The organism is Phycisphaeraceae bacterium, assembly GCA_040222855.1.
GTDB lineage: Bacteria > Planctomycetota > Phycisphaerae > Phycisphaerales > Phycisphaeraceae > Mucisphaera.
Map to the genome: position 1 here is coordinate 419,706 of JAVKCD010000003.1, position 12,560 is coordinate 432,265.

Sequence of the window (12,560 nt, forward strand, 5' to 3'; positions counted from 1 at the left end):
TGCTGGCGTAAAGCCTGCGAGGTTGTAGGCTTGCAATATCGGCACCAACCGGTGGGCTTCGGGGATTTGGGAGATCTCCTGGTGAACTACACCCCTCTGACGGCGGCGATCGTTGCGCTGGGCTCTGCGCTCCCAGCCATGGCGATCAGCACCCGTCACGATGTCTCCGAGTTGGGCTACATCCAACTCGCATCCAACAGCGCGTTTGATCCCGTAGGCGCGATGTACGCCACGATAGGCGGGGTCGGTTCAATCGCCTGCTCAGGCACGCTCATCGATGAGCAGTGGGTCCTCACTGCAGCTCACTGCATCGATGACGTCGACTTCCAAGGCGACGGCGTCGAAAACCTGCGCGTCGTGATCGACGGCCAACTCCGCTACATCAAACAGTGGATCCCGCATCCAGGGTGGGCTGAGAGTGAAGGCGACTTCATTGAGGGTTTTGACATCGGACTGATGCAGCTCTCAACGCCCATCACAAACGTCGAGCCAGCGCAGATGTTCGAGGAGCGCGGCACACCCGGACAGGAAGCCGTCATCGTCGGACTGGGAATCCCCGGCGACGGAATCAAAGGTCGCTTCAGCAGCGGGAGTTTCGGCACCAAACGCGCCGCACGCAACACGCTCGATGGCATGGGGGCAGATGATTTCCCCTTCCCACCCGGTTTCACACTGGTCGAGGGCTGGTCCAAGAACATCATCGTCACCGATTTCGACGAGCCCGGGAACGAAGATTCATCCTCCATCGGCGAGCCAACCCCCCTGTCTCTCGAAGGCTCGCTCACCAGCGGAGACTCGGGTGGTGGCCTCTTTGTCGAAACCGAAACGGGCTACCAGATCGCCGGCGTCAACTCCTTCCTGGCGAGCTTCGATGGCGATCCGAACGGGAGCTACAGCGACCTGTCAAGCTTCACCCGCTTGTGGCCACACCTCGACTGGTTGCTCTACACCATGGCCACCGAAACCGAAGCACTCGGCGACTACACACAGGATGGCCTGATCGATGCCGCCGACATCGACTTTCTCTTCGCCGCCTTGGACGATCCCTATCTCGATGGTCAGTCCCCCGTACCGAATCTCGACATGATCCGGGGCACCATTGCGCACCCCATGTTTGACATCACCGGCGACAACCAAGCCAATCTCGCCGACCTGGTGTTTCTCATCGAGGGCATCCTCGGGACCCAGTTTGGCGATGCCGACCTCAGCGGGACCGTCGGCCTGTTCGACCTGTCCACACTCGCGAGCAACTTCGGGCTGGAGAGCGTCGGCTGGACTGGCGGGGACTTCGATGGCTCAGGCGTCGTCGATCTGATCGACCTCTCCTTACTCGCCGAGTCATTTGGCAACGCCCCCCTCAGCCTGCCCGAGCCGAACACAGCAGGCATCCTCGGCCTCGGATGGCTCGTGCTGCGACGCCAGAAGCAGTCGCTGTAACCGGCTTGATTACCTGACCAGTTGCCGCTCAGCCGAACCCGTGTAGATCTGCCGCGGGCGGTAGATCTTGGAATCACGGTCGTTGACTTCCTTCCAGTGCGCCACCCAGCCAGGCATCCGCCCAATGGCAAACATCACCGTAAACATGTTCACAGGGATGCCCATCGCCCGCATGATGATGCCCGAGTAGAAGTCGACGTTCGGGTATAGGTTGCGCGAAACAAAGTAGTCATCAGCGAGCGCCGTCTCCTCCAGCCTCCGAGCCAACCCGAGGAGCGGATCGTTAACGCCCAGCTTGGCCAGCACCTTGTCCGCCGAGGCCTTGAGAATCTTCGCTCTCGGATCGAAGTTGCGATAGACCGGGTGACCAAAGCCAAACAGCCTGTATTCCTTGCGCTTCACACCTTCGATGAACTCATCCACGGGCGTGCCCGAAGCATGAATCTCCTGAAGCTGATTCATGATCGCGACATTCGCCCCGCCATGCAGCGGACCCCACAGGGCACACACGCCAGCCGCACAGCTCGCAAACAGATTCGCCTGCGAAGAGGCAACCAGACGCACCGTGGACGTCGAACAGTTCTGCTCATGATCTGCGTGCAGGATAAAGATCAGATTCAGCGCATCGACCACATCCTGATCTGGGATGTGCGGCTTCTTTGGCACCGAGAACATCATGTGCAGGAAGTTGGCACAGTAAGTCAGCTTCGGATCGGGGTACATGATCGGATGGCCGATTGAAGTCTTGTACGCCGCCGCCGCCATCGTGCGGACTTTCGAGAGCAGCTTGGCCGATGCGATCTCAAAACTATGCTCGTCTCCAGAGTCCATCACCTCGGCCTGATAACAGGACACCGTATTGATCATCGCCGAGAGTACGGCCATCGGGTGAGCATTGGAAGGAAAGCCATCGAAGGACTGACGCATCCCCTCGTGCAGCATCTGATGCTCAGTCAGCAGCGATCGAAAACGATCGAGTCGATCCTGAGTCGGTACCTCACCCTCAATCAGCAGCAAAGAAGTCTCGACAAACGTGAGCTTCTCCGCAATCTGCTCGATCGGGTAGCCGCGATAACGCAGGATGCCCTTCTCCGGATCAATGAACGTAATGTCCGATTCACACGCCCCCGTGTTGCGGTAACCCTCATCAAGCGTGATCACGCCGGTCTCGGACCGGAGTCTGCTGATGTCGATACCGACCTCACCCTCAGTCCCAACAGTCAGCGGGGCCTCGTAGGTCTTGTCACCAAGCTGAATCCGTGCGGTCCGAGAGGGATTAGTCTGCGTGCTCATGAATCTTCCTCGTGAGTCCCCCGAGAACAAAAGCGGCCGAGTCTGGACAGTTTACGGGGGCTGGCCACGCCGTGCCACGACCCGTCCTCAAGGCCACGGTCCCGAAAACTCATCCCTAAGCGTCAATACAAAAAAGCCGGGCCTTTGAGCCCGGCTTCGTGAAGTCATTCATGGGCTCGAAGGGTTTAGCTCCCCTGCCAGCCCGTTCGGAACGTCTCAATCGCCTTGCTAAACTCCTCGCCAAGACCCTTCTTGAAGGTTTTCTCGGCGACCAGGCGATCACGCAGTCCCTTGCCGGGCCCACGGAAGTGCTGGACCAGCCCTTCAGCGAAGGCAGCGACCTGGTTGATCGGCAGCGTGTCGAGATAACCCTTCGTGCCCGCGAAGATCTGGATCACCTCGTCGATCACGTCCATAGGCTTGTACTGAGGCTGCTTGAGCAACTCCACCATCCGGGCCCCACGATCGAGCTGGCGCTGCGTAGACTTATCAAGCTCGGTGCCAAGCTGAGCAAAAGCCTCGAGTTCACGATAAGCCGCCAAGTCCAGCCGAAGCGAACCCGCGACCTCCTTCATGGCCTTGATCTGAGCGTTACCGCCCACGCGAGACACCGAGATGCCCACGTTCACAGCAGGACGAACTCCTGCGAAAAACAGCTCCGGCTCAAGATAGATCTGACCATCGGTAATCGAAATCACGTTCGTCGGGATGTACGCCGAAACGTCACCCTCCATCGTCTCGATGATCGGCAACGCCGTCAGCGAGCCGCCGCCATTCTCATCCGACAGCTTGGTGGCACGCTCCAGCAGACGCGAGTGCAGATAGAACACGTCGCCGGGATAGGCCTCGCGTCCAGGCGGACGCCGAAGCAGCAGTGAGAGCTGGCGATACGCCGTCGCCTGCTTCGAGAGGTCGTCGTAAACGCAAAGCGAGTGCTGACCCTTCCACATGAAGTACTCGCCCATGGCACACCCGGTGTAGGGGGCGATGTACTGAATCGGCGCCGGATCGGAAGCCGAAGCAGCCACTACGATCGAGTACTCCATCGCTCCATTCTGACGAAGAGCTTCCACCACCGCGGCAACGGTCGATTCCTTCTGGCCGACAGCGATGTAGATGCAGTAGACCGGACCATCGCCTTCGGTTTCCTGATGGGTGTACTTCTGGTTGATGATCGCGTCGATGGCCACAGCCGTCTTGCCGGTCTTACGATCGCCGATGATCAGCTCTCGCTGGCCACGACCCACAGGAATCATCGCATCGACCGCCTTGACACCAAACTGCATCGGCTGAGTCACCGGCTGACGCGCGGCGATGCCGGGGGCAATGATGTCCACCTTCCGCATCTCGACGTTCTGCAACGGGCCCTTGCCGTCAATCGGTTCGCCAAGGCCGTTGACCACCCGCCCCAGCAGGCCCGGCCCAACGGGCACCGACAGCAGCCGTCCGGTCGAACGAACCGTCATGCCCTCTTTGATCTTCAGGTAATCACCAAAAATGATCGCGCCGACAATATCCTGCTCCAGGTTCATCGCCTGGCCAAGGACGGTCGTGCCGTCGCCGACGTCGAACTCGAGCATCTCAGCCGCCTTGACCTCAGAGAGCCCATAGACCCGGGCGATACCGTCACCCACCTCGACCACCTGCCCCACCTGGGAGACATCAAGCTCCGTGGCGTAGCGATCGACTTCCTGCTTAATGACGCTCGTGATCTCGTCGGTATTGATCTTCATCGTGTTGCGTTTCTTTCTGGTCGTGTCGTCAGGCGTTGACGGTCTGCCGAGCCTTCGCCCGGCCAGCGTCGATCATCTGGTTCTGCAGTCGGCGTAGCCGGCCAACCACAGAGGTATCAATCTGTCGATCCCCAATACGGGTGACCATGCCCCCAAGCAGCGATGGGTCCACATGCGTGGTCAACGCGACCTGACGGCCCAGCGACTCTTCAAGACGCTTCTTGAGGTGATCCTTGGCAGCATCATCAGGCTCACTGGCAAGCGTCACCGAAACATCAGCAACGCCCTGCGACTCCCGATACAGCAGGTTCAATGCGGTAATGATGCCAGGCAACTCACTGAGACGATCCTTCCGGTTGATCACCTGAAAAAACCGGAACAACAGCTCGTGCACCCGCGGTTTGAGCACGCGCTCGATAACACCGGCTCGCTCAGCCTTGGGAAGAGCACGCGGGTCAAGCAGCTTCTGGAAGCCACCGTCGCTCGCAAGCAGACCACCAATCTGGTTCATCTGATCGAGAACCATCTCAGCCTGACCCGCTTCAACAGCCATCTCCAGAAGAGCGCGGGCGTAAACCCGAGAGGCGGCGTTCATCCTGTTGTGGTTCGATCCAGCCACGCGGGCGATCTCCCATAGCGGCCCTCAGGCCGCCAGATAGCTGTCAGTTACGTCTAGCCTGCTCGGCGAGCTGGCTCAGCGACTCATCAATGAGCTGACGCTGATCGTCAGGCGAGATCTCACGCTGAAGAATCTTACTGGCTACCTGAGTCGCCAGAACAGCCGTCTTCTCGTAAATCTCAGCCACCGCCTGCTGGCGAGCCGCCTGGATATCAGCCTCGGCACGCGTCTTGGCCTGCGTGATCTCCGCATCAGCCGACGCCTTGATCTCAGCGACCGCTCGCTGAGCCTCGACCCGACTCTGATCAATGATCTTCTGGGCCTCACGATTCGCCTCAGCCAGACGCGTCCGCAGCTCTTCAGTCCGCTGCGCCGCTTCCTTTGCGGCGTTTTCCGCCTTGAGAAGGTCGTCACGCATCTTGACCTCGCGGGCTCGCAGGCCGTTGAGAACATTCGGCCAGACGAACTTGTAGAGGATCGAGGCCAACAGCAGAAAGACCACCAGATTCCAGACCGCCGACCCAAGGTCAACGTTCAGGAGAAAAGGCTGCTCGCTGTGGCCTTTAGCCGCATCGTGAGCACCATCAACGGCATGAGCCGGGTCCGCGGCCAATGCCGCGCTCCAACTCATCGCCGTGACGAGCAGTCCTGCCGGGATGTGCTTGCGCAGGGTCATCGTGGACTCCACAGGGGGCGGGGCTGCCGATCGATCAAACGAACGAGAGAACCAGCGCCAGAACCAGCGCGATGACCGTGACGCCTTCAATCAGAGCGGCGGCAAGAATCATGTTGGTGAAGATGTCACCCTTGGCCTCGGGCTGACGGGCAATCGCCTCAACAGCACTGCCGCCGATACGACCAATGCCGATGCCGGCACCAATGATCGCAAGGCCCATGCCGATGGCCTGGCCCATCGCCGCAAAACCCGGGTCTGCTGCCTCTGCCTGGGCGAGGAGGTTGGTCAGTTCAAGCATCGTCGAATCGCTCCTTGTCTGCTTCGTGTCCGGGTGCTCAGACCCGGCGTTGGGGTGGTACTAAGTAAATGATCAGGGAATCAGCGCCGCCTTCGCGGCCTCAGTCTCTTCACGAGAGACCTCATGTTCGTGCTCAAGTTCATCATGCTCACCGTGATCCGTCACAGCCGTCAACGCAATGAACAAAGTAGTCAGATAAGTAAAAATAAACGCCTGCAGAAAGGCGATAAACAGCTCCAGAATCGACAAGACCGTGTTGAGCAGGATCACCCCAAGGCCGACCCCGTAACCAACGACCGCGTACATCTCACCGAAGATGAAAATCATCCCCACCAAAGCCGCCAGCACCAGGTGACCCGCCAGCATCGTCCCGAACAAACGCACAGCGAGAACAATGCACTTGATCACCAGCCCCAGCCACTCAAGAAAAAACAGCATGATGCCGATCGGCAGCATCTTCGGATCACCCCACCCCAGCGGGTTGAAGTGCATCACAAAATGCTTGAAACCCGTCTCTTTGATGCCGATGTAAAGCACCGCAATGAACGAACACAGCGCCAACGGGGCGTTCAGCGACAGATTGCTCGTCGCCGTGCCACCAAAATGCCCCCAGTAACTCGCGTTCTCAGACCCCACCAGTTGAGCGACCAACTTGAAGAAATAGCCAAACGGGATCATCCCCAGCAGGTTGCAGGTCAGGATGAAGAAAAACACCGTCCAGATATACGGGATGTACTTCTCGGTCAGGTGCTTGAGGTTCGGCCGGGCGACGTTCTCGAGAATGAACTCGCACATCGTCTCGAGCAGCTGCGTGAACGTGCCCTTGGTCACAAAGCTCTCCGCATCACTCCCCGTCCGCTTCATCCGCCCGGCGAACCAGACGAACGTCAGCAGCACAAGCCCCGCGGCCACCGTACCCATCACCAGATGATTGGTCACAGCAAAGCCACCGACCTCAAAGACCGTGTGCGGGAGCACGTGGTCGAGGGGATTGGCGGCCGCGATCAGCATCGAGGGGGTCATCGCTGGGTGGTCTCCGGGGCGGGCCCGCGTTCTCCGAATGCGGGGGCGGTAAGGTACATCAAGAACGCCTCGGTTGCCATCAGCACCAGATAAGCCACCAGGGTCGTGAAGATCAGCGGCAGCGGCGGGAGCGACGAAGCCGCCAGCAGGATCGCCACCCCAGCAATCACCACCCCCAGCCGCACCACCGTCGCCATGATCGGGGCCATCACCGGCATCTGCCCCGCTGGATGCAGCCGCATCGGCAACGCCACGACCAACCACGCCATCAAAGCAGAACACCCCCCCGCCGCCCAACCACAGCCCACCGCGACCGCCCACTCACCTCGCCCAAGCACAGCAACCAGCCCCACGCCCAGCAGCCCGCCGAGCACAGCCACACCCAACAGCACAAGAACCCCCGACTCCAGGCTGATGACCGGGCGGGGAACAGCAGGCGTCGGGCTAGGGCTCTCTAGGGTCATCTCGATCATCCCGGGAGGGTTCGGGTAGGGTCGGGTGGGGGGGGTGGGACCGGTTGGCTTCGATCCGCGCCTTCTGGATGGTCTTGATCAGGCTCGCAGTCCCAAGGATCAACCCGAGCCCCACACCAATGAGCAGACCCCAAGGCAGCGTATCCTGCCAGCGGTCATAACCGATGCCCGCGATGATCGGGACTACCACAGCACCAGCGAGTTCAGTGCCCGCCGCAGCGAACTTCATCGAACCAGGGGTCAGACCCGGCATCGCGAGCCCCCTTGGGTGAACCTTCGGATTAATCCAGCGCCGCTGCGCCGCTGATGATCTCCGACAACTCGGTCGTGATCTGCGTCTGCCGCGCACGGTTGAACATCCGCTTGAGGCTCTTGCTCATCTTGCCCGCAGCATCGGTCGCCGACTTCATCGCCACCATCCGCGCCAACTGCTCACTCACCACGGCCTCATTCAGCCGCTGAAACAACGCCGTCCGAACCGTCACCGGCAACAACTCAGCCAGCAACCGCTCAGGATCAGGCGAATACTCGTAAACCGCACCAGAACCAGCCGGTTCGTCCCCCGTTTCGACGCGAGCAATCGGCAGCAGTTGACTGATGTGCGGGGCCTGCCGCGACATCGTCTCAAACCGCATCGAAGCCACCGAGACCCGGTCATAAGCACCATCGGTGAACAAACCCATAAACCGGTCCGCCAACCCCTCGACCGTCTGGTACTCAGGCGTGTCAGCGATCTGGTCATTGAACCGGGCCACATCGATGCGGTTGAACCGGCAGTACGCCTGACCCTTCTTGCCAATCAACTCAACATCAATCGGCTTGGTCGCCGACCGCAGATAGCCGTGAGCCTTCCGCAGGACGCTCGCGTTGTACCCGCCACAAAGTCCTCGGTTCGAGCTGACGATCAGCAGCAACTCACGCCCAGCCGGGGAAGCCGGAGCCGAGAGCAGCGGGTGGCTGATCTCGCCCGAAGCCTCCACACTGCTGGCAAGGTTGCCGACCATCGACTCGATGTGCTGGGTATACGCCCTCGCCTCCACCGCCCGCCGCTGCAGCGACTGGAAGCGAGCCGTGGCGATCATCTGCATCGTCTTGGTGATCCGCTGGATGTTGCGGACCGCCTTGATGCGACCTTTGATTTCGCGACTGTTGGTGGCCATGGGCGGGATACCATAGCGGGGTTACAGGGTCGGGCCAAATGACGCCAGTCATCGGCCATCCAGCAGGACCCTTCGATCCCGCCTGATCGGGCACGAAATCTACCGCCGTCGCCGGAATCGAGACCCCAGACTCTGCACCGGCTTGCCCTTGGGCACGACACCACCAGGGAACATCACCGCGATCTGCTCAGGCGACAAGGCATTGGGGTCGGCCGGGCCACGATCAACCTTCTCCTTAGGCCGCGACGCCTGCTCACGCTCCGCCCGGACCCCCGAAGGAATCGGACCCGGCTCAAAATCGTCGTAGCTCACCGCCTCGATCAACGCCCCCGACAGCTTCTCAATATCCGTTAGCCGCTGGCCCTCCTCAGGCGTCACAAACGACCACGCACGACCACGCCGACCCGCCCGCGCCGTCCGTCCGATCCGGTGAATATAAACCTCAGGGTCCTCCGGCAGATCGTAGTTCACCACATCCGTGATGTGATCGATATCCAGCCCCCGCGCCGCCAGGTCCGAGGCAATCAGCACATCGACCTCCTTCTGCCGCAGCGAGTTCATCACCTTCGTCCGCTTCGTCTGATGAAGATCGCCGTGGATCTCCCGGACACTGATCCCCTTCTCCCGCAAATACTGCGTGACCTTATGCACCGTCGCCTTGGTCTTGCAGAAAACCACCGTCGTCTCAGGCTTCTCCTGACGAAACAAATAAAGCAGCAGCGTCCGCTTATCCCACGGCTCCACCGAAATATACTTCTGATCGACCATACTCACGGTCAGCGAGCTGCCAACCGTCACGATCTTCTCAGCATCCTCTCGCATGAACCGCCGGCCCAGACGCTCGATGTCCTCAGAAATCGTCGCCGAGACAAAAATCGTCTGCCGCTCGTCAGGACACTTCTTGAGAATCTGCCGGATGTCATCACGGAAGCCGATGTCCAGCATCCGATCGACCTCATCCAGCACCGCAAACCGAACCCGATCAAACCGAATCTCACCCCGACCCTGCAAATCCATGATCCGACCAGGCGTCCCCACCAGGATGTGCCCCCCAGCCTCCACCGACTGCTTCTGCTTCCGCATCGACTCCCCGCCAATGATGCACGACACCTTGATCGGCGTATCCTCCGCCAGCTTCTCGATCTCCCCCGCAACCTGAACCGCCAGCTCCCGCGTCGGCGCCAGAATCAACGCCTGCATCGAGACATCCGGGTCCGCCATCTGAATCACCGGCAACGCAAACGCCGCCGTCTTACCCGACCCCGTCTTCGCCTGACCCATCACGTCCTTGCCCTTGAGGATGGGCGGGATCAACTGCGCCTGGATCAGCGTCGGGTGCTCAAAACCCCGCCGCGCCAGCGACGCCAGTAGACCGTCGCCAAGGCCCAGGTCCGCAAAGCGCACCGATTCGTCAAACAAGTCACTCATAAGATTCTGCAGTCCCAAAGGTTCAGCCGGCGATCAGGCTGCTCCACAGGGCGTGCCTTCTCTTCAACATCCTAGCGTCTGCCCGCCCCGTGGTACAAAACCGACGTGAAAAACGCCGATCGCCACACCATCCTGAACGACGGGCCCACCGCAAGCCGACTCGAAGTCAACCTCATCGCCATCTCACAGAATCTCCGCACCTTCCGCCACCTCGTCGGCCATCAATCCAAAATCTGCGCCGTCGTCAAGAAAAACGCCTACGGCCTGGGCGTCCATCACATCGCCCCCCACCTCAAACAACAAGGCGTCGACCGACTCGGCGTCTACAGCCAGGCCGAAGCCGAAGAACTCCTCGCCCTCAACCTCAGCCTCCCCGTCATCACCCTCGGACCCATCGACCGCCTGCCCCCGGACTCCGCCCTCCTCGAAGCCGCCCGCCAGGGCCTGCTCGAACCCACGCTTCACACGCTCGATCAGCTCCACGCCCTCAACCAAGCCGCTTCGCAGGCCTCCCTCCGCCTGCCCCTGCACCTCTACATCGACACCGGCATGAGCCGATCCGGCTTCGCCCCCGAAGAACTCCCCAACCTCCTCCACGCCCTCGACAAAGCCCCAAACCTCCACATCCTCGGCGTCCACACCCATCTCGCCACCGCCGACACCGACCCCAACTTCGCCCAGACCCAACTCAACCGATACCTCGCCTGCCTCGAAACCAACCGCCCCGCCCTCTCCAACAACATCATCCGCCACGCCGCCAACTCCTACGCCACCCTCCGACACAAAGCCTTCCACCTCGACATGATCCGACCCGGCCTCGGACTCTACGGCTGCGGCTTCGATGACCTCACCGATGAACCCAGACTGCTCAACAAAGACCCCTTCCAGCCCGTCGTCCGCTGGCTCACCACCATCAACCACATCGCCCACTACCCCGCCAACACCCCCGTCGGCTACGGCTCCACCTGGACCACCCCCCGCGACGTAACCCTCGCCGTCGTACCCATCGGCTATGGCGACGGCTACCCCGTCGCCCTCTCCAACAAAGCCACCATGCGCGTCCTTCTACACGGGGGGGGGCACCTCGACGCCCCCGTCCGCGGCCGCGTCAACATGGACCAGGTCGTCCTCGACCTGACCGATGCCGGCCTGCCGGTTGAAGGTTTCAAGGGAGCTATCGTCGAAGTCATCTCCGCCGACCCCGATGCCCCTAACACCGTCCCCCGCCTCGCCAGACTTGCTAGCACCCACAGCTACGAAATCCTCTGCCGCCTCTCACCAAGAATCAGCCGTAAACACTTGAACTAGACCCGCTCGGGTGCCACAGGGCATCTCGGCGCAGCCGAGTGCTCTGTGCCCGCCACCAACAACCGAGCCGGGCTCTCTCATCCGTCTGATGCGGGGGGGGTATAGCGCCCCAAAAACTCCGCCACCTTTCGATCCACACTCGGCCACACCCGCCGACAGATCATGAAGTGATTTGCCCACGGCACCCGCAGCGTCTCCACCGGCCCGTACTTCTTTAGCGACACCAACTTCTGACTGTGCTCCGCCGCCGGCAACGCCGAATCCAAACCACCCTCGATCATCAGCAGCGGCGCACACAGCTCCCCGATCACCGCCGCCGGACTCGCCGAATCAACATCAAAACCCACCTCCTCAGCAACCCGCTCAAACGCCTGCCGCGCACCCTCCGCCGAGATCGCCGGCATCCGCCTCCGAAACGTCTCGATCGCCATCGCCAGATCCGAATACGGCGCAATCGCCACCACCGCCGCAACCCGCGGATCGGTCACCGCATGCCGGATCGCCACCGCCGCACCCATCGAAAAACCCCACAGGCAATACCGATCGCCAAGCCAGCCCCGCCGCTCCGCCTCCGCAAGAACCATCGGCACATCGCCCACCTCCACCGACCCGATCGTCGATGCCGCCCGCGTCGACCGCCCGTGCCCCCGCTGATCAATCAGCAGCACATCGTGCCCCTGCTTCGCCATCGCCCGCGCATGCGGCAGGTGCATCTCCTTCAGCTCCATCCACCCATGCAGCACCACCACAGGCGGGCGCCTCACCGTCCCCGCCACCGCAGGCACACGCATCACCTGCGTCCGCACCCCATCCCCAAGCGTCACCTCCACCACCTCCGCCCCCCGCCACCGCGCCAACCAGTGTGCCGGCGTACTAAGCAGCTTCCGCCCCGGATACGACGGCCCATACACCGCCATCCGCAACACCTGCCGCGCCAAAAAAGACCCCCGCGGCTGACCGTCTGCATCTGCCATGGCAAGAGTTTAGGGCCGCCAAAAACCCACGCGCCCCAAGCACAATAAGGGTGGCTGTGGTCACCCAAAGCCTTCCCACAGAACCAACCCGTGCGCCCATCAGTGACCCGTGCGCACAAACCACCGCCGTTCACCCCC

The 12,560-nt window shown here is 61.3% G+C and carries 13 protein-coding genes; 2 read left to right on the top strand and 11 right to left on the bottom strand.

The genetic code is table 11. The annotated features are described in order from the left end of the window. Nucleotides 1–81 precede the first annotated feature (81 nt). Nucleotides 82–1,437 (top strand): trypsin-like serine protease, encoded by a 1,356-nt coding sequence (locus RIG82_01885; protein MEQ9459689.1) that lies wholly within the window; start codon nt 82–84, stop codon nt 1,435–1,437. A 9-nt stretch (nt 1,438–1,446) separates the two neighbouring features. Here the strand turns inward: RIG82_01885 and RIG82_01890 are convergent, their stop codons facing one another. From RIG82_01890 to RIG82_01935, 10 genes are all read right to left on the bottom strand, one after another. Continuing rightward, complete coding sequence (locus RIG82_01890) at nt 1,447–2,730, bottom strand: citrate synthase (protein MEQ9459690.1); 1,284 nt, start codon at nt 2,728–2,730, stop codon at nt 1,447–1,449. 185 nt (nt 2,731–2,915) lie between these two features. Then, a complete protein-coding gene (gene atpA / locus RIG82_01895; protein ID MEQ9459691.1) occupies nt 2,916–4,463 on the bottom strand; it encodes a F0F1 ATP synthase subunit alpha in 1,548 nt (515 codons plus the stop codon). A 28-nt stretch (nt 4,464–4,491) separates the two neighbouring features. Next, on the bottom strand, nt 4,492–5,082 hold the full coding sequence (gene atpH, locus RIG82_01900) for an ATP synthase F1 subunit delta (protein MEQ9459692.1): 591 nt from the start codon (nt 5,080–5,082) through the stop codon (nt 4,492–4,494). A gap of 43 nt (nt 5,083–5,125) precedes the next feature. After that, complete coding sequence (atpF, locus tag RIG82_01905) at nt 5,126–5,758, bottom strand: F0F1 ATP synthase subunit B (protein ID MEQ9459693.1); 633 nt, start codon at nt 5,756–5,758, stop codon at nt 5,126–5,128. Nucleotides 5,759–5,792: 34 nt separating this feature from the next. Next, nucleotides 5,793–6,056, bottom strand: a complete 264-nt coding sequence (gene atpE, locus RIG82_01910; GenBank protein MEQ9459694.1) for an ATP synthase F0 subunit C — start codon at nt 6,054–6,056, stop codon at nt 5,793–5,795. 72 nt (nt 6,057–6,128) lie between these two features. Further along, nucleotides 6,129–7,079 carry a F0F1 ATP synthase subunit A gene (gene atpB / locus RIG82_01915; GenBank protein ID MEQ9459695.1) on the bottom strand — a complete coding sequence of 317 codons (951 nt, stop codon included), beginning with the start codon at nt 7,077–7,079 and terminating at the stop codon, nt 6,129–6,131. After that, the gene (locus RIG82_01920; GenBank protein MEQ9459696.1) at nt 7,076–7,552 is read right to left on the bottom strand and encodes a hypothetical protein; all 477 of its coding nucleotides are present in this window, start codon (nt 7,550–7,552) and stop codon (nt 7,076–7,078) included. The genes atpB and RIG82_01920 overlap by 4 nt, the downstream gene beginning before the upstream one ends. Next, nucleotides 7,524–7,805: an AtpZ/AtpI family protein gene (locus tag RIG82_01925; GenBank protein ID MEQ9459697.1), complete on the bottom strand. Its 282-nt coding sequence runs from the start codon at nt 7,803–7,805 to the stop codon at nt 7,524–7,526. The genes RIG82_01920 and RIG82_01925 overlap by 29 nt, the downstream gene beginning before the upstream one ends. Nucleotides 7,806–7,833: 28 nt before the next feature. After that, nucleotides 7,834–8,712, bottom strand: a complete 879-nt coding sequence (atpG, locus tag RIG82_01930) for an ATP synthase F1 subunit gamma (protein MEQ9459698.1) — start codon at nt 8,710–8,712, stop codon at nt 7,834–7,836. Between the two features lie 99 nt (nt 8,713–8,811). Further along, the gene (locus RIG82_01935) at nt 8,812–10,140 is read right to left on the bottom strand and encodes a DEAD/DEAH box helicase (protein MEQ9459699.1); all 1,329 of its coding nucleotides are present in this window, start codon (nt 10,138–10,140) and stop codon (nt 8,812–8,814) included. 105 nt (nt 10,141–10,245) lie between these two features. Here RIG82_01935 and alr point away from each other — a divergent pair, with 105 nt between their 5' ends. After that, a complete protein-coding gene (gene alr, locus RIG82_01940; GenBank protein ID MEQ9459700.1) occupies nt 10,246–11,448 on the top strand; it encodes an alanine racemase in 1,203 nt (400 codons plus the stop codon). A gap of 77 nt (nt 11,449–11,525) precedes the next feature. Here the strand turns inward: alr and RIG82_01945 are convergent, their stop codons facing one another. Further along, nucleotides 11,526–12,422, bottom strand: coding sequence for an alpha/beta fold hydrolase (locus RIG82_01945; GenBank protein MEQ9459701.1), 897 nt, complete (start codon nt 12,420–12,422; stop codon nt 11,526–11,528). Nucleotides 12,423–12,560: the final 138 nt, after the last annotated feature.